16 protein-coding genes, 1 tRNA gene and 1 pseudogene are annotated in these 24,860 nt (G+C 42.3%); 1 reads left to right on the top strand and 17 read right to left on the bottom strand.

What is annotated here, in order from left to right; genetic code table 11:
* Positions 1–99: 99 nt before the first annotated feature.
* Positions 100–978 (top strand): TraB/GumN family protein, encoded by an 879-nt coding sequence (locus tag BG00_RS05325; RefSeq protein ID WP_036981034.1) that lies wholly within the window; start codon positions 100–102, stop codon positions 976–978.
* A gap of 6 nt (positions 979–984) precedes the next feature.
* On the opposite strand, the gene modF is transcribed toward BG00_RS05325, so the two are convergent.
* From modF to BG00_RS05235, 17 genes and pseudogenes are all read right to left on the bottom strand, one after another.
* Positions 985–2,436: a molybdate ABC transporter ATP-binding protein ModF gene (gene modF / locus BG00_RS05320; protein ID WP_036981032.1), complete on the bottom strand. Its 1,452-nt coding sequence runs from the start codon at positions 2,434–2,436 to the stop codon at positions 985–987.
* Between the two features lie 67 nt (positions 2,437–2,503).
* Positions 2,504–4,206 (bottom strand): annotated as a pseudogene (locus BG00_RS05315) (response regulator).
* A 127-nt stretch (positions 4,207–4,333) separates the two neighbouring features.
* Positions 4,334–6,664: a fatty acid cis/trans isomerase gene (locus BG00_RS05310; protein WP_036981029.1), complete on the bottom strand. Its 2,331-nt coding sequence runs from the start codon at positions 6,662–6,664 to the stop codon at positions 4,334–4,336.
* Positions 6,664–7,026 carry a hypothetical protein gene (locus BG00_RS05305; RefSeq protein WP_036981026.1) on the bottom strand — a complete coding sequence of 121 codons (363 nt, stop codon included), beginning with the start codon at positions 7,024–7,026 and terminating at the stop codon, positions 6,664–6,666. Before BG00_RS05305 ends, BG00_RS05310 begins: the two co-directional genes overlap by 1 nt.
* A gap of 821 nt (positions 7,027–7,847) precedes the next feature.
* The gene (tuf, locus tag BG00_RS05300) at positions 7,848–9,032 is read right to left on the bottom strand and encodes an elongation factor Tu (protein WP_036980581.1); all 1,185 of its coding nucleotides are present in this window, start codon (positions 9,030–9,032) and stop codon (positions 7,848–7,850) included.
* 62 nt (positions 9,033–9,094) lie between these two features.
* Positions 9,095–11,209: an elongation factor G gene (gene fusA, locus BG00_RS05295; RefSeq protein ID WP_036981024.1), complete on the bottom strand. Its 2,115-nt coding sequence runs from the start codon at positions 11,207–11,209 to the stop codon at positions 9,095–9,097.
* Positions 11,210–11,236: 27 nt separating this feature from the next.
* Positions 11,237–11,707 carry a 30S ribosomal protein S7 gene (rpsG, locus tag BG00_RS05290; RefSeq protein ID WP_010392135.1) on the bottom strand — a complete coding sequence of 157 codons (471 nt, stop codon included), beginning with the start codon at positions 11,705–11,707 and terminating at the stop codon, positions 11,237–11,239.
* 97 nt (positions 11,708–11,804) lie between these two features.
* Entirely contained in the window at positions 11,805–12,179 is a 375-nt protein-coding gene (gene rpsL, locus BG00_RS05285; protein WP_002958885.1) for a 30S ribosomal protein S12, read from the bottom strand.
* Between the two features lie 194 nt (positions 12,180–12,373).
* Positions 12,374–16,546, bottom strand: a complete 4,173-nt coding sequence (gene rpoC, locus BG00_RS05280; RefSeq protein WP_036981021.1) for a DNA-directed RNA polymerase subunit beta' — start codon at positions 16,544–16,546, stop codon at positions 12,374–12,376.
* 104 nt (positions 16,547–16,650) lie between these two features.
* Positions 16,651–20,676 carry a DNA-directed RNA polymerase subunit beta gene (gene rpoB / locus BG00_RS05275; protein ID WP_036981020.1) on the bottom strand — a complete coding sequence of 1,342 codons (4,026 nt, stop codon included), beginning with the start codon at positions 20,674–20,676 and terminating at the stop codon, positions 16,651–16,653.
* Positions 20,677–20,945: 269 nt separating this feature from the next.
* Entirely contained in the window at positions 20,946–21,308 is a 363-nt protein-coding gene (rplL, locus tag BG00_RS05270) for a 50S ribosomal protein L7/L12 (RefSeq protein ID WP_016710549.1), read from the bottom strand.
* A 74-nt stretch (positions 21,309–21,382) separates the two neighbouring features.
* On the bottom strand, positions 21,383–21,877 hold the full coding sequence (gene rplJ, locus BG00_RS05265) for a 50S ribosomal protein L10 (protein WP_036981014.1): 495 nt from the start codon (positions 21,875–21,877) through the stop codon (positions 21,383–21,385).
* Between the two features lie 320 nt (positions 21,878–22,197).
* Complete coding sequence (rplA, locus tag BG00_RS05255) at positions 22,198–22,902, bottom strand: 50S ribosomal protein L1 (RefSeq protein WP_036981010.1); 705 nt, start codon at positions 22,900–22,902, stop codon at positions 22,198–22,200.
* Between the two features lie 4 nt (positions 22,903–22,906).
* Positions 22,907–23,335 carry a 50S ribosomal protein L11 gene (rplK, locus tag BG00_RS05250; protein WP_008108462.1) on the bottom strand — a complete coding sequence of 143 codons (429 nt, stop codon included), beginning with the start codon at positions 23,333–23,335 and terminating at the stop codon, positions 22,907–22,909.
* Between the two features lie 217 nt (positions 23,336–23,552).
* Positions 23,553–24,110, bottom strand: a complete 558-nt coding sequence (nusG, locus tag BG00_RS05245) for a transcription termination/antitermination protein NusG (protein WP_013463844.1) — start codon at positions 24,108–24,110, stop codon at positions 23,553–23,555.
* Between the two features lie 4 nt (positions 24,111–24,114).
* Complete coding sequence (gene secE, locus BG00_RS05240) at positions 24,115–24,492, bottom strand: preprotein translocase subunit SecE (protein WP_036981008.1); 378 nt, start codon at positions 24,490–24,492, stop codon at positions 24,115–24,117.
* Positions 24,493–24,621: 129 nt separating this feature from the next.
* A tRNA-Trp gene (locus tag BG00_RS05235) sits at positions 24,622–24,698 on the bottom strand.
* Positions 24,699–24,860: the final 162 nt, after the last annotated feature.

The following is a 24,860-nucleotide window of genomic DNA, read 5'->3' as shown; positions in this document are numbered from 1 at the left end:
ACCGAAAAATGCCTGATTGATTAATCAGGCATTTTTACGTTACCTATAAAGTAAACTAAGTTAGTATTTATAAAACAACTTAAACTTGGATAGGATTTTATGAACGTGTCATTACGTATTAGTCAGTTATTTATGGTGTTATTACTTTTAGCCTTTAGCGTCAATGGCTATGCAGCACCGGCTCTATTCAAAATAGAAAAACAAGGCGCTAGCTCGTATTTATTTGGCACCGTGCATGTGGGTGATGCCAGCATGAAAGGGCTACCACAAAAAGTGACTCACGCACTGGATAACAGTAATCAAGTTGTTGTTGAAGTAGATATTAGTAAACTATCACCATTACAAATGCAGCAACGTTCTATGCCGTTTATGTTGCTTACTAACGGGCGTACGCTACAGAGCGAGCTTTCAGAAAAAAATTATCAACTCCTCAAAAACTACTTTGCTAAAAAATCGATTGATATTGCCATGTTCAATAGTTTTAAACCTTGGGCTGTCATGTTGACCATGATGCAAATTGAGTTTCAAAACGCGGGCTATTCAGATAAAAACGGTATCGATAAGCAAATACTCGAGTACGCGCAAAAGCACAGTATTAACATTGCGGAGCTTGAAACCTTAGAGCAACAACTACAAATGTTTAATGGCTTAGAGTCATTAAGCAATGCCATGATGGCAGAAACTTTTGAGCAACTAAGCGATATTAATACCTACTTTATCACCCTAGTGGATGCATGGAAAAAGGGCGATATGCAAACCCTAACCAGCTATTACCACACCAGTTTTGATGACAGCCAATACGGTCAACAAAGCGAGCAAGTGATGCTGATTGAGCGCAATAATAATTGGGTCACTCAGCTCACGCCTAAACTTGAACAAGGTAAGGTGTTTATTGCGGTAGGTGCTCTGCACTTAGTTGAGCAGCATGGTTTAATTAAACAACTTCGCGACCAAGGGTTTAAGGTTACTCAGTTATAAACAAGCTTATATAAGCGTCTCACTATGAGCAGCTTGTTGCCCATAGTGAGCCGGTTTAAAATCTTCCATTTTTAAGGTGTGTTCAATCCCTTTAATGGTATCTGCTGCATGATGGTTTACATAAATAACGGTACTCGTTTTTGCAGCACACACCTTTTCTATCAGCAGTAAAACGCGTTGACGATTTGCCTCATCAAGCCCTAAACATGGCTCATCTAAAATAAGCAAAGCAGGATGTTTAACCATTGCGCGCACAATCAGTAATAGTCGCTGATCGCCATACGATAGCTGGGTAAAAGCGCTATTTGCTTTGTCACTTAACCCTATTAGTGCCAACCACTCTTTAGCTAAACGCGTTTGTAACTCACTGGCTTGTTGATATAAACCAATGCTATCGAAAAACCCTGAAATAATAGCATTAAGCGCCGAAATACTCACTCGATACTGCAAATGTAGCGTATTTGAAATATAACCAATGTGCTGTTTTATATCCCAAATACTCTCCCCTGTGCCACGCTTAAAACCAAACACCTCAATCTCATTGTTATAGCACTGAGGGTTATCACCTGTAATTAAATTTAATAAACAGGTTTTACCTGAGCCATTTTTCCCGGTGAGTTGCCAGTGCTGATATTGGTTAATCGTCCAGTTTAAATTTTCAAAAATTGCTTGTTCGCTGTAACGCACATGGGCATTAGTGAGCTTAACGAGTGGCGTGTTTGTCGCTGATTTAAAACAGCATTCAGGCGCATCGGGAATACTTAATGATGTATGCTCTAAATGAAGTAATTTGAATAAATCCGCTCGTTTTGCTGCACACGGTTTTGCCAAGCTATGTTGTAAACGACCATTGCTCACATAAGCAAAGTGATCAACAAACGCTGGAATTTCGTCAACACGGTTTAGCACAAACACAAAGCAGGTTTGTGCGCTCAACTGCTGTAATAGATGGTTTAGCTGCCCAACCGATTCAGAGTCTAAGCCATCAAATGGTTCATCAAGCACAACTAAATCACAGTTAGCAGATAGCGCTTTAATTAATAATAATTTACGCGTTTCGCCAGTAGATAAATCAGTAAAATCACGATTAAGTAAGGCATCAAAATTAAAAGCGGTGATTAACTGTTGGCATAAATCGCTATTTATTTCAGGCTCAGCAAAGAGTATGTCCGTTACTTTTTGTGGCTTTTCACTTTTACGATGCGTGTTAAGTAACTGCTTTTGTAGATCACTTGACACTAATTGTAGTTTGTTAAAGGTACTATGACGTTGCCCGCTTTGTTGTTTTGCTTCACCAATTAACGCTGCTGCGAGTGCTGATTTTCCAGCACCATTCCCCCCGAGTAATACCCAATGTTCACCCCGCTTTACTTGCCAAGTTAAATCGTCGATACAATACCGAGTACTGTCATCGGTAGATAAATAACCACTAAATTGCTGTAGTAAAATTGAGCGCACATTAGATCCCAAAACAAAGCTTAAAAACTCAAATTAACGTAATAAGGAATAATTAGGCAAGTGAGATTTAATCAACCTCAGGTAGAAAAGCATCGTTTAGCGCCGCGATTATGCTTTGCTGATCTATGGGTTTATGAATATGACCTATTGCTCCACAAGCTTTAGCGCGAGCAAGATCACTATCAGAGGTGTTTGCGGTAACCACAATAATCGGCAGTGTTTTATCGTTATCACGCAAGATTTTAGTGGCTTCAAACCCATCCATAACCGGCATATTTAAATCCATAAAGATGACGTCATAAGATTTTTTGGCGACCATTTCACACGCTATTTTGCCATTCTCAGCGCATTCTGCGTGTATGTTCAATGCGGTTAATAGCTTAGTGAGTACCAGCATATTAAGTGGGTTATCTTCAACGACTAAACAATGTAAGTTATCAGGAATTGACGATGACTTGCTTAAAGTAGTATCCATCTCTAATGGTAATGTTAAAAATACAGATGCCCCTTGCTGATGATTATTTTCAAAACGAATTTCACCCTTTAAGGCCTTAACAATATATTGTACACGGGTAAGGCCTGTTCTGAGTCCTTGAAAATGGTTACATTGCTCAGTGCTGTCTAATTCTAATTGCTCGATAAGGTGATCAAAGCCACAGCCAGTATCCTCGACGCTCAACGATAGTTGGTTATTGTTGAGCGTAGCGATGACTTTCACCTCTCCTTGCTCTGTAAACTTTAATGCATTACTAAGTAGCTCATTAACTATTTGTTGTAAGCGCGCATGATCTACAATCACCGCGCAGTCTAAGCTCGCTGCTAACTCTCTGATTAACTTTAACCCTTTTTCAGTACAACCATATTCATACACAACTAACACTTTATTTATGGTGATTAGTAAGTTGTCAGAGGTCGAGTTTAACGACCAACGATTTAAACTCAGCGCTTGTAAATCTTGTAATTCATCTAACATCGCCAACAACCTCGCCGAGCAATACCGAGCTTGGCGTTGTATATCCTGCTGTGAAGTGGGAATTTTTAGCTCATCGTTCGAGGTAATTAACCCCTGTAATGGAGTTCTAAATTCATGACTGGCTCGTGCAATAAAGTGTTCTTTGTTATTACTTACCTGCTCTGCAAACTCTTTTTGTTGTTGATACTTTTGTAAGGTCTGCAGAACTCGTTTTTCCATCGGCATAAACACAAATCTAAGTTCTAAAAACAATAATGCCAGAGTAAAAAACCAACAAAGCAGTTCAATACTAGAGATCCAATCAACCTTTTTTACCGCTTGTTGCTCAAATAAGCTCACCGCAGTGTCTAATTTTTTAAGTAATGCTTCAACTTTGCCCACAGAATACGAAGCCAAATTAATAGGCTCCTTTTGAGAAACCAAATTTTTAGCTTGCGTTATAAAGGCCAACACTTCTGCATCTAAGTTGCTTGGGGAGGCATAATATAAATCAAATAAAGGTGTATTTAGATAAACTGCGTTACCTTGCTCATCTTTAGTGAGTAAATATTCATGGGCTTGTTCAAATAACTCAAGGGAGTGTTTTAACGATTGAAGATGTTGTGCGTGATTATCCGTTTGATTAATTAATGCATTGCTATGCCAAGCTATTTTTTGCGAAAGCATACGTTGCTTGCCAGCTATATTGATAATTTTTGCACTGAAAAGAAGTATTGCATCAGTAATGCAGATACGCTGACCAGCAAGGCAATAGCAACTAAAGCCCAACGATAACGTTTGCGAATACTCTTAACAATGTTGAACCTAAACTAGGTTACTTTTTTGTTTTAATTGTAGCCTAAGCTTAGCAAACCAATTACTAAGTTATTAAATACAAAAAACCCAGCTAGTTAAGCTGGGCTCTTGTAACCGTTTAGCGTGTACCTAACGATTTTCTAGTCGATTATAATCAAACATGCCAAATTCAACCCCTCGGTACTGGCGGGCAACCTGATGTAAAATATCGCTGTATTGCCAAAATTGCGGGTGAGTTCGACGAATCGCAAACTTAGACTTTAAAGCGCGATAATCAGCTTCCACTTGCATTAGCGGTAACTGTTCTGCAAAGGCCGAAACCTGTTGGGCGTTATTTAAATACCAAATTGCAGAAGGGTAATCACCAATAAAGCCCGGAACTATTGTCACCGTATCTTCTTCATAGGCGCGCTGTCCATCTTCGTTTAGTAGGCTCGAAATATTATAGTGCGCGTTATGGTGAATAATCGTATAGCCTGTGTGGCCATCCTGCTCTTTCACTAGCACATAAGATAGCTGTGGCAGTAAGTTAACTGCTTTAGCAGGCATGGTATTAATCGCACTTAATGGTGCGGGTACTTTTTTATAGTCATAACGAGGACTTAAAACGGGCTCTAATGCCTCTTTAATTAAGCCATATAGCTCTGATTGCGGTTCATCTGTTTGATAGTTAATACCGCTGGGTTGACTAAACTCACGATTGTTTTCAAAAAAGGTCGACAAACTAGGTGGTGATTTTCGATACCAACTCTGTTTAATTGTCTCTCGCTGAGTTTCAGGTAACAAAGCTAAAAAGTTGTGCTCACCCTCTAAACGTAAAAAGTCCATGTATAAGCGCGTTATTAATTGATGACCAATATTGCCATACACATCAAAGCCCGCAACTAACAAGTAATGAATACGCTCAAACAGCGCGTAATCAAGCACCCACATAGTTTTAGGTTGTTGGCCAATAAAGCCTTTAACTACAGTTGCACTATCAAAGTGTCGAAAAATAGTCAGTGCCGCATTTTGATTGTGCCCATCCCCTTTCCACAATAAGTCAGTGGTTAAATGCTCGCCGTTTTTGAACAGATTATTAGCAAGCTCTACCTTGGCTTTTAAGTAACGTTTTTCGCGAACCGAGTATTTTACCCAATTAGAAATCGGTAACGCATTACTTTCCTCTGCTGCGGGCAACTCTAATGCATCCTCATGTTGTACCAGCATTTTACCTACCGCCGGAGTCGCTACCTTTTTAGGATCAGCAAACGCCACCCAAAAATGATCATTAATCACATTGAGTGCTATTTGACCACGACAAACAGGGCCTTTAATAAAGCCCATAATAATTAGCTCAGCTTCATCGAGCATAAATTGATATTTTGCATCTATAGGCAGTGCTTCAAACGTTTTAAACGGGTTTGATGCAAGGGTAGGCTCATAGCTTGGTAAACTAGATACAGTGTAATTTGGCGCAATAAATTGCTGGTAAATACGTGCCAACTTTTCATCATTAAGTTTAAGCGGTAAATGCGTTTTTGATAAAATAGTAGAACGGTCGTGAAGCAGTCGATAATAAACACGCTCAACGTTTGGGTTATCGTAAGGGCGACGAGAACTTATTAATTTAATGTCTTCACCAGGGGGAGTACTTGAGCGTACCAACTTAAAAAAGTTAGGTGATTGTGCATCACTAAAGTAGATGTGTGCTAAAAACCAATGCTCATAAATATAGCGCGCTGATAATTGGTACTTCAAACCATCTTGATTTAAAAATGCTTCCCAGTTTTTTACTTGCGCAAGCTCAGCAGCTGATGGCGGCTTGATGTGCGCCATTTTCCCGCCTTTTTTGATCCAGTTTTGTAAGTGCTGAAATTCAGCAGTAGTCACTCCAGGCAAGCCATAAGGCATACCCGCATGCGGTTGCTCATCCGCTAATTGGTCAAACTCACCCATCGTCGCACAACTTTGGTGGCGGCTAAGCGAAAAATCAAAACGTTCATCTAATACTTCATCTTCTGGCAAGGGTGAACTTTGCTTTAATACCAGCGTATTAAATAACACACTACCCGCTAAATTGGCTTCTTCAGTTTGTGCTCGCTCGTTTAATACCGGGCTAAATTCTTTATCTCGCCATTGCTCAGTCGTGGTTGCATCAAATAATAATCGGCTCGGCGTTGAGGCTAACAACCGAGTACCATCGTAAACCAGCTCTTTACTGAGACCTCTGTCGATACCTTCAGGAGAAGAGAGTTTTAATTGGCAAGGCGCATCATAACAGCCATGACAAACCACGCAGCGGTTATCGAGTACAGGCTTTACTTGCTGTAAAAACTCAGCCCCAGCACCGCTATTATGAGCAACTATACGATCTTGTGTTTGCTCAGGACCGAATAATTCATTGTAATGTGCATTACCTAAGTAAGCACAACCACTTAAGATAATCAGTACAAAAGTACCTATAATATTTTTTTTCATTATTCTGTCTCATCACCTAAATCGAACGTAGGCATCATATCGATTTGCGGTGATACGAATGTTAGGTTTTCAACAGTAGTCACCACAGCGCTTAATAGAGGCCCCTGTGTTATGGTTAATTGAGCATCATGCTCGCTATGCGCTACGGTAGCAAAGCTTGAATTGATGATATTCAACTCATAGTCTGCAATGCTAATGCCTATACTACTGTCAGCACTGGGGTTCTGGCATAGTTGAGTAAGTAGCTCATCACTTAAAATAACTGAAATTTCCAAGTCAGGCTGCGCTAAGTCACGGGTACTTAGTGTTTCATCTAGAATAAATAAAGGAAGGGTTAAATTGCTATCTTGTTGAAGTTCCATTGGACTCTCTGCGCTACTGACTATTTAATTATTACCTATTATAACAACGTTCCAACTTAAATAACGATAAACAAGCCTTAAAATAGTTTCGTTAATTTTTTAAGCAGCGGTATCAATGCTGCTTTAAACTTCGTTACGACAACAACAGGAACGCCAAACTTCACTCACTAAAACCTGAAACCTGCAGCATTACAGTAATTGAGAACTCAACGATCGTTGCTACAAAGCACCGATGCCCAAGGTAATTGCAGAACCTTCATGCTTTACCCTCTAAGTTCGATAAAACTCAACCCAAGTGACAGTGTTAAAATTAACACCGAGCTGCTTTACCTAACACCTTGCACCTGAAACCTTTATTTTATTGCAGGCATAAAAAACCCGAGGCTAAGCTCGGTTTTTTTCGTATTAATTAGCTAGGCTAATTATTACTCTACGATAGTTGCTACAAAGCACCTACGCCTAAGGTAACTGCGCCACCTTCACATGATGTAAATCGCAGCCATTAAAAAAGGCCACCTAAGTGACCTTTTTCTAACAATTAACTTAAACGTTAATTATTACTCTACGATTGTTGCTACAAAGCACCTACGCCTAAGGTAACTGCGCCACCTTCACATGATGTAAATCGCAGCCATTAAAAAAGGCCACCTAAGTGACCTTTTTCTAACAATTAACTTAAACGTTAATTATTACTCTACGATAGTTGCTACAAAGCACCTACCCCTAAGGTAAGAGCGCCACCTTCACATGAAGCAAATTGCAGACATTAAAAAACCCGAGGCTAAGCTCGGGTTTTTCGTATTAATTAGCTAGGCTAATTATTACTCTACGATAGTTGCTACAACACCAGCACCTACAGTACGGCCACCTTCACGGATAGCGAAACGAAGCCCTTCGTCCATCGCGATTGGCGCGATTAGCGTTACTGTCATCTTAACGTTATCACCAGGCATTACCATTTCTACGCCTTCTGGTAACTGTACGTCACCTGTTACGTCAGTTGTACGGAAGTAGAACTGTGGACGGTAACCTTTGAAGAATGGAGTATGACGACCACCTTCATCTTTCGAAAGTACGTATACTTCTGAAGTGAATGTAGTGTGTGGCTTGATTGAACCAGGCTTAGCTAGTACTTGACCACGTTCAACGTCTTCACGCTTAGTACCACGTAAAAGTGCACCAATGTTCTCACCAGCACGACCTTCGTCAAGAAGCTTACGGAACATCTCAACACCAGTACAAGTAGACTTAGTCGTCTCTTTGATACCAACGATTTCAACTTCGTCGTTCACGTTGATGATACCAGCTTCAACACGGCCAGTTACAACAGTACCACGACCTTGGATTGAGAAAACGTCTTCGATAGGCATGATGAATGGCTTATCGATGTCACGCTCTGGCTCTGGAATGTAAGAATCTAGTGCTTCTGCAAGCTCTACGATTTTAGCTTCCCATTGCTCTTCGCCTTCAAGTGCTTTAAGTGCAGAACCTTGAATTAGTGGTAAGTCATCACCTGGGAAGTCGTATTCAGAAAGAAGTTCACGAACTTCCATTTCTACTAGCTCAAGTAGTTCTTCATCATCAACCATGTCACATTTGTTCATGAACACAACGATGTAAGGAACGCCAACTTGGCGAGAAAGTAGGATGTGCTCACGAGTTTGTGGCATAGGACCATCAGTCGCAGCTACTACTAAGATAGCGCCATCCATTTGAGCAGCACCAGTGATCATGTTTTTAACATAATCGGCGTGTCCAGGACAGTCTACGTGTGCGTAGTGACGAGTAGGCGTATCGTATTCAACGTGTGAAGTTGAGATTGTGATACCACGCTCGCGCTCTTCTGGAGCGTTATCGATTGATGCGAAATCTTTAGCAACACCGCCGTATACTTTTGCAAGTACATTAGTGATTGCTGCAGTTAGTGTAGTTTTACCGTGGTCAACGTGGCCAATTGTACCAACGTTTACGTGCGGTTTTACGCGTTCAAACTTTTCTTTTGCCATCTTAAAAAATTCCTAATAAAGAAATTAAAGCCTGACTCAGTATTGAGCCAGACAAGCTAAAATCATATAACAGCGCGAGCTGAAATTATTGTATCTGCAACCTGCTTAGAGGCTTCAGCGTACTTCAAAAACTCCATAGAGTATGAGGCACGGCCCTGTGTTGCAGATCGTAAAGCAGTCGCATAACCAAACATTTCAGATAACGGAACCTGAGCATTAATTTGCTTAAGTCCACCAAGTGCATCTTCCATGCCTTCGATCATGCCGCGACGACGGTTTAGGTCGCCAACTACATCACCCATGTTTGCTTCAGGAGTGAGTACTTCAACCTTCATTACTGGCTCTAATAAAGCAGGGTTTGCATCTAGCGCACCTTGCTTCATAGCGAGTGAACCTGCTATTTTAAATGCCATTTCATTCGAATCTACATCATGGAATGAACCATCATATAAAGTCGCTTTCACGCCAAGTAATGGGTAGCCTGCCAGTACACCTTGAGCCATTTGCTCTTGGATACCTTTGTCTACCGCAGGGATGTATTCTTTCGGAACTGACCCACCTACGGTTTCGTTAACGAACTCGTAAATTGGGGCTTCATCATCCGAAATATCCATCGGTTCAAGTTTAAGCCAGACGTGACCATATTGACCACGACCACCTGATTGACGTATAAACTTCCCTTCAACTTCAACAGTTGAACGAATAGCTTCTCGGTATGCAACCTGCGGCTTACCAACGTTACATTCAACACTGAATTCACGTTTCATACGGTCGACAATGATATCAAGGTGAAGTTCACCCATGCCAGAGATAATCGTCTGGCCTGATTCTTCGTCAGTTTGTACGCGGAAAGATGGATCTTCTGCCGCTAGTTTACCTAGCGCGATACCCATTTTATCCTGGTCAGCAATTGTGCGAGGCTCAACCGCAACAGAGATAACTGGTTCTGGGAACTCCATACGCTCTAGCGTAATAATAGAATTCGGATCACACAGTGTCTCGCCTGTTGTTACGTCTTTGAGACCAATAGCCGCCGCGATGTCGCCTGCGTAGACTTCTTTGATCTCTTCACGTGAGTTTGAATGCATCTGAACGATACGACCAAGACGCTCACGCTTACTTTTTACTGGGTTATATACCGCGTCACCCTGTTTAACAGTACCAGAGTAAACACGGAAAAAGGTCAAGGTGCCAACAAACGGGTCTGTTGCAATCTTAAAAGCAAGTGCAGCAAACGGCGCTTTATCATCAGCAGGACGCTCTTCCTCGGTACCATCTTCGAGGATACCTTGGATTTGTTTCACTTGTGTTGGTGATGGCATATATTCAACAACGCAATCAAGCACAGCTTGAACACCTTTGTTTTTAAATGCACTACCACAGGTCATGGGAACAATTTCGTTCGCTAATGTGCGTTGACGCAAAGCATTTTTAATTTCTGCTTCGCTTAACTCTTCACCTTCTAAGTATTTATCCATTAATTCTTCAGAGGCTTCAGCAGCGCTTTCAACTAAATGAGAGCGCCATTCTTCAGCTAAATCCTGAAGTTCTGTCGGTATTGCCTCATAAGAGAAAGTCATACCCTGGTCTTCATCATTCCAGTTAATAGCTTTCATTTTAATAAGGTCAATAACACCTTTAAAGTCGTCTTCAGCGCCAATTGGCAACTGGACTGGAACAGGCGTTGCTCCAAGACGAGATTTCACCTGGCCGACAACCGTTAAGAAGTCAGCGCCTGTGCGATCCATTTTATTTACGAAGATCATTCTCGGAACTTCGTATTTGTTCGCTTGACGCCAAACTGTCTCAGTTTGCGGCTGTACACCCGATGAAGCACAAAGAACAACTACCGCACCATCTAGTACACGTAAAGAACGCTCTACTTCGATAGTGAAATCTACGTGTCCTGGGGTATCAATGATATTGATGCGATGGTCGTCATATTGCGCGTCCATCCCTTTCCAGAAACACGTTGTTGCAGCAGAAGTGATTGTGATACCACGCTCTTGTTCCTGCTCCATCCAATCCATAGTTGCGGCGCCATCATGTACTTCACCGATCTTATGAGAAAGACCTGTGTAGAACAGAACACGTTCTGTTGTGGTGGTTTTGCCTGCATCTACGTGAGCACAAATACCGATATTGCGGTAACGCTCAAGTGGAGTTGTACGTGCCATAAAATCCTCTTAAAGGTTAAGGACAGATTACCAACGGTAATGAGCGAATGCTTTATTCGCTTCAGCCATACGGTGAACGTCTTCACGTTTCTTAACCGCAGTGCCTTTGTTGTCAGCAGCGTCAACGATTTCTTGAGCTAAACGTAAGCCCATAGATTTTTCGCCACGCTTACGTGCAGCGTCTACTAACCAACGCATACCTAATGCGTTGCGACGTACTGGACGTACTTCAACTGGTACTTGATAAGTTGAACCACCAACACGGCGAGATTTAACCTCTACCTGTGGACGGATATTATCAAGTGCAGTTTCAAAGATTTCTAGGTGCGACTTGCCTGATTTCTCAGCAGCCACGTCTAGCGCACCATAAACGATTTTTTCAGCAGTAGATTTCTTGCCGTCTAACATTACGATGTTAACGAACTTAGCAAGAAGTTCCGATCCGAACTTAGGATCTGGAAGAATTTTACGTTGACCTATTACGCGTCTTCTAGGCATTTTGTATCTCCGGTTTATTCAGGTTTGCTCTTTCGAGTCAATCACCCAAAACAATAATTAATAATATTTAGTGCTTGGCCTTACTAACGGAAAACAATTAGCCTTTAGGGCGTTTTGCACCGTATTTAGAACGAGCTTGACGACGGTCGCTAACGCCTGCACAGTCAAGTGCACCACGTACAGTGTGAAAACGCACACCTGGTAAATCTTTAACACGACCACCACGGATTAGGATTACACTGTGCTCTTGAAGGTTATGACCTTCACCACCGATGTATGAAGTTACTTCGAAACCGTTAGTTAAACGTACACGAGCTACTTTACGTAACGCCGAGTTTGGTTTCTTAGGTGTAGTTGTATATACGCGAGTACATACACCACGCTTTTGCGGACACGCTTTAAGCGCAGCTGAGTTACTTTTAGTAACCTTGCTACGACGTGGCTTACGCACTAGCTGGTTAATAGTTGCCATTTAAATAGCTCCTGAAATTAAAATTACTACTGAAAAAAATAAAAAATCCGCCCTTGTTTTACCAGCATGTTTTAAACGTGCAAGTAAATGGGTGGCGGAATTTTAATGAGCAAAGATTGACCTGTCAACCTAAACCGCTCACAAGGCAGTAGATAACTGCCTTGTGAAACTCTAATCTATTGATTAGATTCGGTTTATTGATTTCCAGATAAATCCGCGTTTAAAGCATCAGTGAGTGCTTGAGTTGCCTCTTCCGCACTTACCGTTTGCTCTTCAACAACGTCTTTTTGCTTACGACGAGCCATACGCTCTTGATGATACGCAAAACCGGTACCGGCTGGGATCAATCGACCCACAATTACGTTTTCTTTCAGACCGCGTAGTTCATCGCTCTTACCATTTACAGCGGCTTCTGTTAGGACACGAGTTGTCTCCTGGAACGAGGCTGCTGAGATGAAAGATTCTGTCGCTAGTGATGCTTTTGTGATACCCATTAACTGGATTTCAAACTTAGCTGGGATCTTACCTTGAGCTTCAAGGTCGCGGTTTGCGATATTAACGCGTGCCACTTCAATTTGCTCACCGGCTAAGAACTCAGTATCACCACCGTCTAGAATGATACATTTACGTAGCATTTGACGAATAATAGTTTCAATGTGCTTATCATTGATCTTAACGCCCTGCAAACGATAAACCTCTTGCACTTCGTTAACAATGTAATTAGCAACATGAGTCACACCACGAAGGCGTAAGATGTCATGCGGTGATTCTGGACCATCGGCGATAACTTCACCTTTAGACACTTGTTCACCTTCAAACACGTTAAGCTGACGCCACTTAGGAATCATTTCTTCGTAATGATCGCCTTCAGCTGGTGTAATAACTAAACGTTTCTTACCTTTAGTCTCTTTACCGAAGCTAATAGTACCGGTGATTTCTGCAAGGATTGCAGGATCTTTTGGTTTACGTGCTTCAAATAAGTCGGCTACGCGTGGTAGACCACCCGTGATATCACGAGTTTTCGAACCTTCTTGCGGAATACGTGCTAATACGTCACCTGGGTTTGCAGTCGCGCCGTCTGTTACTTCAATCGTAGTGAATGAAGGAAGACGCGTTTCTTGCAATCCACGCTCATCACTTTCAATGATAAGCTTTGGCTCTTTCGCATTCGCTTTAGCAAGATCTTTAACAACTACACGAGTTAAACCCGTTAGTTCGTCAGTCTGTGCTTCAGTGTTTGAATCATCGATATCGCTGAACGATACTTTTGATTTATGCTCAAGAACGATTGGGTGACTATGCGGGTCCCAAGTAGCAACGATGTCGTTACCTTGAACTTCTGCATTGTCATGCACTGTTAATACCGCACCGTAAGGTACTTTATAACGCTCTTTCTCACGACCATAGCTATCAATGATAGTGATCTCGGTAGAACGAGAGGTAATAACAATCTTACCGTCTGTATTTAATACATATTTAGCGTTGTGAAGTTTTAATGTACCGTTTGTTTTAACTTGTACATTATTCTCAGCAGACGCTCTTGATGCCGCACCACCGATGTGGAAAGTACGCATCGTAAGCTGTGTACCCGGCTCACCGATTGATTGAGCTGCGATAACACCTACTGATTCACCCGCGTTGATGATATGACCACGTGCAAGGTCACGACCATAACACTTAGCACATACACCAAAGTCGTTATCACAGGTGATAACTGAACGTACACGCACTTCATCTACTGAGTGCTCTTCTAAAAGGTCACACAGTTTTTCGTCAAGCATGATGTTACGTTCAACAAGTACTGTATTAGTACCTGGTATTACAACATCTTCAGCAACAACACGACCTAGTACACGTTCGCGAAGTGCTTCTACAACGTCACCACCTTCAATTAGCGGTTTCATTGTTAAGCCATCTTCTGTGCCACAATCGTCTTCGTTGATTACCAAATCTTGTGCAACGTCTACTAGACGACGCGTTAGGTAACCCGAGTTTGCTGTTTTCAGTGCAGTATCGGCAAGACCTTTACGCGCACCGTGCGTTGAGATGAAGTACTGAAGTACGTTTAGACCTTCACGGAAGTTAGCCGTGATTGGCGTCTCGATGATTGAACCATCTGGACGTGCCATTAGACCACGCATACCTGCTAGCTGACGGATCTGAGCGGCACTACCACGAGCACCTGAGTCGGCCATCATAAACACTGAGTTAAATGACGGTTGCTCTTCTTCTTCACCTTGCGCATTCACTACGGTGTCTTTTGACAAGTTAGCCATCATTTCACGTGATAGGTTTTCATTTACACGTGACCAGATATCGATAACTTTGTTGTACTTTTCACCAGCCGTAACAAGACCTGATTGGAACTGTTGGTTGATTTCAGTTACTTCAGCTTCTGCTGCTTCAATGATTGATGCTTTCACTGGTGGGATAACTAAGTCATCTATACCAATTGAAACACCTGACTTCATTGCGTAGTGGAAACCGGTGTACATAACTTGGTCAGCAAAAACTACTGTGTCTTTTAAACCAAGACGACGGTAACACTCATTTAGTAAGCTAGAAATCTGCTTTTTACCTAGGGCTTGGTTGATTGACTCAAACGGCATACCTTTAGGTAAAATAAGAGACAGAATTGCACGACCCACTGTAGTATCAATGATAGTAATTGTATCTTCTACAACACCATCTTCATTCGCTACTGATTGGCTAATACGTACTTTCACTTTTGCGTGAAGGTCGGCATTACCACTACGGTATGCTTTTTCTGCTTCTTTAGGATCTTTAAATACGGTGCCTTCGCCTTTGGCGTTAATGCGGTCACGCGTCATGTAATAAAGACCTAATACAACGTCCTGTGAAGGAACGATGATTGGCTCACCATTAGCAGGCGATAAGATGTTGTTTGTAGACATCATTAACGCACGAGCTTCTAGCTGAGCTTCAATTGTTAGCGGTACGTGTACCGCCATTTGGTCACCATCGAAGTCGGCGTTGTAAGCCGCACATACTAATGGATGCAAATGAATTGCTTTACCTTCGATAAGCACAGGTTCAAACGCTTGGATACCCAAACGGTGAAGTGTTGGTGCACGGTTAAGTAATACTGGATGTTCACGAATTACTTCATCTAGTACATCCCATACTTCCGCTACTTCACGCTCAACCATCTTTTTAGCTGCTTTGATTGTCGTAGCCATGCCGCGACGTTCTAATTTGCCATAGATGAATGGTTTGAAAAGCTCTAATGCCATCTTCTTAGGAAGACCACACTGATGAAGCTTAAGTGTAGGACCAACCGTGATTACAGAACGGCCAGAGTAATCTACACGCTTACCAAGTAAGTTCTGACGGAAACGACCTTGCTTACCTTTGATCATATCAGCAAGCGATTTAAGTGGACGTTTGTTAGAACCTGTAATTGCACGACCACGACGACCGTTATCAAGTAGCGCATCAACCGCTTCTTGTAACATACGTTTTTCGTTGCGTACGATAATATCTGGTGCAGCTAAATCTAGTAGACGCTTAAGACGGTTATTACGGTTAATAACACGACGGTAAAGGTCATTTAGATCAGATGTCGCAAAGCGGCCACCGTCTAGTGGTACTAATGGACGTAAGTCAGGTGGCAATACTGGAAGTACTGTCATGATCATCCACTCAGGGTTATTACCTGATTGGTGGAACGATTCCATTAACTTAAGACGTTTAGTGATCTTTTTACGCTTAGTTTCAGAGTTAATTGTGGGTAACTCTTCACGCATCTCTGCAATTAATTGAGCAAGATCGAGTTCACGAAGCAAGTCTAATACTGCTTCAGCACCCATCTTCGCTTCAAACTCATCACCATGCTCTTCAAGTGCATCTAGGTATTCTTCTTCACCTAATAGCTGACCACGCTCAAGCGTTGTCATACCAGGCTCAGTTACTACGAATGATTCGAAGTAAAGAACACGTTCAATATCACGAAGCGTCATATCAAGCATTAAGCCGATACGTGACGGTAATGATTTTAAAAACCATATATGCGCAACTGGACTTGCCAGTTCTATATGACCCATACGGTCACGACGCACTTTAGTGAGTGTTACTTCAACGCCACACTTTTCACAGATCACACCACGGTGTTTAAGGCGTTTATATTTACCACATAAACACTCATAATCTTTCACTGGGCCGAAAATACGGGCACAGAATAAGCCATCGCGCTCAGGCTTGAAAGTACGGTAGTTAATAGTCTCAGGTTTCTTTACTTCACCGTATGACCATGAACGAACCATGTCTGGTGAAGCAAGACCAATGCGAATTGCATCGAATTCTTCGGTCTTATTTTGTTGCTTCAGAAACTTAAGTAAGTCTTTCACCTTAGCTCTCCTGTCGGAGTTAATCTTGAGGACGGATGTTCTCGTCCCTACATTCTATTCAGCCATAACAGATGCTGCAGCGTTCACTGCAGCAACTAATTGGCTTAATTTTCTTCCAACTCGATGTTGATACCCAGTGAGCGGATTTCTTTCAACAATACGTTGAACGATTCTGGCATACCTGGTTCCATTTTATGGTTACCATCAACGATGTTTTTATACATCTTAGTACGACCGTTCACGTCATCCGATTTCACTGTTAGCATTTCTTGTAGCGTGTAAGCAGCACCGTAAGCTTCAAGTGCCCATACTTCCATCTCACCAAAACGCTGGCCACCGAACTGTGCTTTACCACCCAGCGGCTGCTGAGTAACAAGGCTGTAAGAACCAGTAGAACGCGCGTGCATCTTATCATCAACCAAGTGGTTAAGTTTAAGCATGTACATGTAACCTACAGTTACTTGGCGTTCAAACTGATCGCCAGTACGGCCATCATAAAGTGTAACCTGACCACTTCTAGGGTAGCCGCCTAGCTCTAGCATGTCTTTGATTTCGTCTTCTTTCGCGCCATCAAATGCAGGAGTAGCAATCGGTAAACCACCTTTCAAGTTTTCAGCTAAACGACGAATTTCGTCATCAGAGAAACTAGCGATATCCACAACCTGACGAGATTCACCGATCTCATAAGCTTGTTTGATGAATTCACGTAGCTCATGAAGCTCGCGTTGCTCTTTCATCATTTCTTCTAAGCGCTCACCAATACCGCGTGCAGCTAGACCCATATGTGTTTCAAGGATCTGACCGATGTTCATTCGCGATGGTACACCTAGTGGATTTAGTACGATATCTACCGTACGACCTTTGTCATCGTATGGCATATCTTCTACTGGTACGATAGTCGAGATAACACCTTTGTTACCGTGACGACCCGCCATTTTATCACCCGGTTGGATACGACGTTTAACAGCTAAGTATACTTTAACAATTTTAAGTACACCTGGTGCTAAGTCGTCACCTTGGGTAATTTTACGACGTTTGTTTTCAAACTTCTTATCGTATTCAGCTTTAAGCTCATCGTACTGTTCAGCTAGTTGCTCAAGTTCAGCTTGCTTGTCTTCTTCAGCAAGACTTTGAGTTAGTAACTTTTCAGCATTCAGTGACGTTAAGTTGTCTTCATCGAAGCCAGCTGCCACAAGTAACTTGCGAGCACGCTCTAAAACACCAGCTTCTAGAATACGGAACTCTTCGTTGAAGTCTTTCTTCGCTTCGCGAAGCTGCATGTCTTCAACTTCTAACGCACGCTTATCTTTTTCAACACCATCACGGGTGAAAACTTGTACGTCGATTACAGTACCAGTTACAGAGTTAGGTACACGTAAAGAGCTGTCTTTAACGTCAGACGCTTTTTCACCGAAGATAGCACGTAGTAGCTTCTCTTCTGGTGTTAATTGCGTTTCGCCTTTCGGAGTCACTTTACCTACTAGGATATCGCCGCCTTTAACTTCAGCACCAATATATACAACGCCTGATTCATCAAGCTTGCCTAGTGCAGATTCACCCACGTTCGGGATATCTGCTGTGATCTCTTCTGAGCCTAATTTAGTATCACGGGCGATACACTGTAGTTCTTGAATGTGGATAGTCGTTAGACGATCTTCTTCAACTACGCGCTCTGATAGTAAGATTGAATCCTCGAAGTTGTAACCGTTCCATGGCATGAATGCCACGCGAAGGTTTTGACCAAGGGCTAAGTCACCTAAGTCAGTCGAAGGACCATCTGCTAACACATCGCCACGAGTAACCGGTTCACCAACCATACAAGTCGGCTTTTGGTTAATACATGTATTTTGGTTAGAACGTGTGTACTTGGTTAAGTTGTAGATGTCGATGCCCGCTTCACCAGGGATGCGCTCTTCTTCATGTACATTAACAACGATGCGACTTGCGTCGGCATACATTACTTCACCGCCACGTTTAGCAACAATCGTTACACCAGAATCTTTTGCTAGTGTTAACTCAATACCTGTACCTACTAACGGTTTGTCCGCTTTCAATGTTGGTACTGCTTGACGTTGCATGTTTGAACCCATCAATGCACGGTTAGCATCATCGTGTTCTAGGAACGGGATAAGTGCGGCCGCTACAGAGATCACCTGTTGTGGTGATACATCCATATATTGCTGGTCCATACGACCCATAAAGGTTGATTCACCTTTGTGACGACATGGAATAAGTTCATCTACAAACTCATTGGTTTCAGTTAAGTTTGAGTTCGCCTGTGCGATAACAAACTGACCTTCTTCAATGGCTGATAGGTAATCAACTTCATCAGTTACTACACCGTCTACCACTTTGCGGTAAGGTGTTTCTAAGAAACCGTAGTCATTGGTACGTGCATACGTAGACAATGAGTTAATTAGACCGATGTTTGGACCCTCAGGAGTCTCGATTGGACATACACGACCGTAGTGAGTTACGTGAACGTCACGTACTTCAAAGCCAGCACGCTCACGAGTTAGACCGCCCGGACCTAATGCAGAAATACGACGCTTGTGCGTTACTTCTGATAGCGGGTTATTTTGGTCCATAAACTGTGATAACTGAGACGAGCCGAAGAACTCTTTAACTGCTGCCGAAATAGGCTTAGCGTTAATAAGATCTTGTGGCATTACAGCGTCTAGGTCACCTAAGCTTAAGCGCTCACGTACAGCACGTTCTACACGTACTAAACCTACACGGAATTGGTTCTCAGCCATTTCGCCAACACTACGTATACGACGGTTGCCTAAGTGGTCTATATCATCAACATCGCCAACACCGTTACGAATAGCAATCAATACTTTCATAACCGCTACGATGTCTTCTTTGCTTAATGTGCCAGGGCCTGTGTCTGAATCGTAACCAACACGGCTATTGAACTTCATACGACCTACTGTTGATAAGTCATAGCGTTCTTCTGAGAAGAATAAGTTCTCAAATAAGGCTTCAGCCGCGTCTTTCGTCGGTGGCTCGCCTGGGCGCATCATGCGATAAATTTCTACTAGTGCTTCTAAACGGTTGCTTGACGAGTCAATGTTTAATGTATTTGACATGTAAGCGCCGCTGTCCACTTCATTGATATATAATGTATCAATAGTAGTGTGACCTGCTTTAACCAATTCAGCCATCATTTCAAGCGTTAGCTCGTCATTTGCAGTCGCGATGATTTCACCTGTTGACTCATCAACATAGTTCTTCGCTAATACACGGCCAATGATGTACTCATGTGGTACTTCTAATTGATTAATGCCTTTTTTCTCGATGCTCTTGATGTGGCGAGCCGTAACACGACGACCGCTTTCAACAAGGACTTCACCGTCTTCGCTCTTGATATCAAAAGCGGCAGTTTCACCACGTAAACGTGAAGGCACAAGTTCCATAAGAACTTTACCGTCAGCAATTTCAAACGCAGTAGTATCGAAGAAGATATCTAGGATTTCTTCACTCGTGTACTCAAGTGCACGTAAGATGATAGACGCCGGTAATTTACGACGACGGTCAATACGTACATATAAGTTATCTTTTGCATCAAATTCGAAGTCTAACCATGAACCACGGTAAGGAATTACGCGTGCGTTATAAAGCACTTTACCTGACGAGTGAGTTTTACCGCGGTCGTTATCAAAGAATACACCAGGGCTACGGTGTAGCTGAGAAACGATAACACGCTCTGTACCATTGATTACAAAAGTACCGGTATCGGTCATGAGCGGAATTTCGCCCATGTAAACTTCTTGCTCTTTAATGTCTTTAACTGTGCCTGGAGCTTCTTTGTCCATTACTACAAGACGCAGTTTCACGCGAAGTGGAGCAGAATAAGTCACACCGCGAATTTGACATTCTTTTACATCGAATACTGGCTCACCAATACGATAACTTACGTATTGAAGCTCAGAATTTCCCGAGTAGCTTTTAATTGGGAACACAGAACGGAAGGCAGCTTCCAAACCATGATCGCCATCAGCGTCCGGGACTAAGAATTTTTTAAACGATTCTAACTGCGTCGACAGTAAGAAAGGTATATCCAAAACTTGTGGACGTTTACCAAAATCCTTACGGATACGTTTCTTTTCAGAATAAGAGTAAGCCATGGGGTTCCTCAGCTTGCTGATCTTTGACCCGACCTGTTCTTGTAAGAACAGACTTAACTGGCATCTATGCCAAGATGTACAACATTTAACTGTTGTTCCAACTTAATCCCATCTCAACACTAGCAAACTATAAAGCGTTGAAATTAAAGAATAAATCAGATTTTATTTGCGCTATAAGAATAGTCGCTCTATAGCGCAAAAAGGCCGGTGATTAAATAATCACCAGCCCTTGCCTGATTTCTCAGGCAGCGAACCTAGCAAAAGCTAGATTACTTAACCTCAACTTCAGCACCAGCTTCAGTAAGTTCTTTAGCAAGAGCTTCAGCTTCTTCCTTAGAAACACCTTCTTTAACTGGAGTTGGAGCAGCTTCAACAAGTGCTTTAGCTTCTTTTAAGCCAAGACCAGTTGCGCCACGAACAGCTTTGATTGCCGCAACTTTATTAGCGCCAGCGCCAGTAAGGATTACGTCAAATTCTGTTTTCTCTTCAGCAGCTTCAGCAGCAGGACCTGCTACCATAGCAGCTGCAGCAGTTACGCCGAATTTTTCTTCCATTGCTTCAACTAGAGCAACAACGTCCATTACTGACATTTCAGCAATTGCGTCAAGGATTTGGTCTTTAGTTACAGACATTACAAATTTCCTAATAATTAACGGACTCTAAGGTCCAAATAAATTTACACCGAAAGGGATTAAGCAGCTTAAAATTAAGCAGCTTGCTCTTCTTTCTGTACACGTACTGCTTCAATTGTTTTACACAATTTACCAGCAGACGCTTCTTTCATAGCGCTCATTAAGCGTGCAACAGCTTCGTCGTATGTAGGTAGAGTTGCAAGCATAGCTGCGTCTACTACATTACCTTCAAAAGCGGCCGTTTTAAGCTCAAATTTCTCATTCTTTTTCGCGAAATCTGAGAAGATACGCGCAGCAGCACCTGGGTGCTCTGATGAGAAAGCAATTAAGCTTGGACCAACAAATGAATCAGATAGGCATTCAAAGTCCGTTCCTTCAAGAGCACGTTTAGCTAGAGTGTTACGGACAACTTTCATCCAAACACCATTTGCACGAGCTTCTTTACGAAGGGCAGTGATTGCACCAACTGTTACACCACGAGAATCTGCAACTACTGCAGATAGAGCACCAGTGGCTGCTTCGTTGACTTCAGCAACAATTGCTTTTTTGCCTTGAAGATTTAAAGCCATGGGTGTTACTCCTGGTTTAATGGGTTACCGTACATCGGCTTCCCTGTTTTACTCTTCCCCACCAATAAAGGTGGAGATGCTTTTTACGGCGAGAGCCAGAAGATTAGGAAAAATCTATCTGGGGATTCACACCGTCTACGTAGGTAATATTAAGGCCGAAGCCGCCTACGGTCTTGGACGGAAGCCCAATTTATCGCGTTGCCCTAAGGCGCTTCGAAATTATGGACTTCAACCCGAATTCTTTACTTTGTGATTAACTAAATTAATCAGCAAAATGGCGCAAAATTATAGTACAAATTTCACGCCATGTAAACACTCAATTAAGCAACAACTGTGCTTAAAGTGCTTTGGTCAACAGAAACACCTGCGCCCATTGTTGTAGAGATAGTTACTTTCTTCAAGTAAACACCTTTAGCTTGAGAAGGTTTAGCCTTCTTAAGCGCAACAATTAGAGCTTCAAGGTTTTGTTGTAACTGCTCAGCAGTGAAATCAACCTTACCAATCGTAGTATGGATGATACCATTTTTGTCATTGCGGTAACGCACTTGACCTGCTTTCGCATTTTTAACTGCTTCTGCAACGTTAGGTGTTACAGTACCAGTTTTAGGGTTTGGCATTAGACCACGTGGGCCTAAGATTTGACCTAGTTGACCAACAACACGCATAGCGTCTGGTGATGCAACAACAACGTCAAAATTCATCTCGCCTTTCTTAACTAGATCAGCAAGATCTTCCATGCCTACAAATTCAGCACCGGCTTCTTTTGCAGCTTCTGCATTAGCGCCTTGAGTGAATACAGCAACACGAACGTCACGACCAGTACCGTTAGGTAGTACAGTCGCACCACGAACGTTTTGATCAGATTTACGAGCATCGATACCAAGGTTAACAGCAACGTCAACACTTTCTACGAATTTAGCTGTCGCTAATTCTTTTAAAAGAGCAACTGCTTCGTTAATTTCGTAATCTTTAGTTACTTCCACTTTTTCGCGGATAGTACGCATACGTTTAGTTAATTTAGCCATTATCTTAGTCCTCTACGTTCAAGCCCATCGCACGCGCAGAACCTGCGATAGTGCGAACCGCAGCTTCTAAATCAGAAGCTGTAAGGTCTGGTTTCTTTGTCTCAACGATTTCTTCAAGTTGAGCACGAGTTACTGTGCCTACTTTTTCAGTGTTAGGACGGCCTGAACCAGATTTGATACCTGCAGCTTTCTTAAGTAAGTAAGCAGCCGGTGGCGTTTTCATGTCGAACGTAAATGAACGGTCGCCGTAAACAGAGATCACTACAGGAACTGGAGCGCCTTTTTCGATAGATTCTGTACGTGCGTTGAACGCTTTACAGAATTCCATGATGTTTACACCGTGTTGACCTAGTGCTGGACCTACTGGAGGACTAGGGTTAGCCATACCAGCAGCAACTTGTAGCTTGATTAGAGCTTCAACTTTCTTAGCCATTATAAATACCTCATTAGGTGGGTCTTAGCCTTGTGCGCGCGAGGACGCGTACTCTAGCGGCTTCCCAGTTTAAAAATTGGTTTCTCACTTTTTAGTAAACAGTTAAACAAACGCTTTCCCTGAATACAAAAAGGCCGCTGATTATAAGTTAATCAGCGGCCTTTTTCAAGCTTCGTGCCAAAAATTAAGAAACTTTTAACACAACGCTTTAAATCAATTACTTATCTTGTTCAACTTGACCAAACTCAAGTTCAACTGGCGTAGAACGACCAAAAATAAGTACCGATACTTTTACGCGGCTCTTTTCGTAGTCAACTTCTTCAACCACACCACTAAAGTCAGCAAATGGACCATCAGTAACACGAACCACTTCACCTGGTTCAAATAATGTTGCTGGTTTAGGCGCTTCAGCGTTTTCTTGTAAGCGATTAAGAATGCGATCAGCTTCTTTAGAACTAATTGGTGCAGGACGGTCTGATGTGCCACCAATAAAGCCCATAACACGTTCAGTGCTATTTACTAAGTGCCAGCTTGCATCGTTCATATCCATTTGTACTAGTACGTAACCTGGGAAGAATTTACGCTCAGACTTACGCTTTTGACCAGCACGCATCTCAACTACTTCTTCAGTAGGAACTAATACTTCACCAAAGCTATCTTCTAGGCCTTTGATTTTAATGTGCTCTAATAATGTTTGAGCAACACGCTTCTCATAACCTGAGAAAGCTTGTACTACGTACCAACGTAGTTTCTTTTCGTTATTCTCATCCGACATGGGATCAGATCTCCAATCCAGTTAAAAAGCCTACAGCGCGGAATAAAATGCCATCTAATCCCCAAAGGATAAGTGCCATAATCACTGTTGCAACCATTACGATTAATGTCGTGTGCATTGTTTCTTGACGCGTTGGCCAAATTACTTTGCGTACTTCAATACGCGCTTCTTTAGCAAAAGCAAGGAAGGTACGTCCCTTAAAAGTTTGCGAAGCAATAGCTAAACCCGCCGCTATTGCAACCACAACGCCAATAGCACGTAGTAATACAGACTGATCTGCAAACATATGATTACCAACGACTGCGCCTGCAAGTAGCGCAATTGCTACTAACCACTTTACTGACTCCATCCCACTTGATGGTGTTTCTATATTCGTGCTCATAATATTATTACCTTAACTACAGACACAACAACCCTGCACGTCGACAGGGTTAATCCATTAAAATCTAAACTTAAAAACAAGCTTATTCAAACCAATTTTTAGTTCTAGACTTTATTCACTTGTAAAAATTGGCAGGGGCGGAGAGATTCGAACTCCCAACCGTCGGTTTTGGAGACCGCTGTTCTACCAATTGGAACTACGCCCCTGCAAAGTGGATGCCTATTATACTTACGCAATTCATTAACACAAGAGTAAAGATAGTCATCTGATAAAATCTTCACTGTTAATAAGTTTATAGGCCTGATAATCAAATTAATCCTGTGGCTTTCATCCGTTTAGAAATATTTAATACGTATTAGTCAAATCAC

Source organism: Pseudoalteromonas sp. SCSIO_11900 (assembly GCF_000576475.1).
In the GTDB taxonomy this organism is placed as follows: domain Bacteria; phylum Pseudomonadota; class Gammaproteobacteria; order Enterobacterales; family Alteromonadaceae; genus Pseudoalteromonas; species Pseudoalteromonas tetraodonis.
The sequence above is the reverse complement of the archived record's forward strand: the minus strand, read 5'-3'. Positions and strand labels throughout refer to the sequence as shown.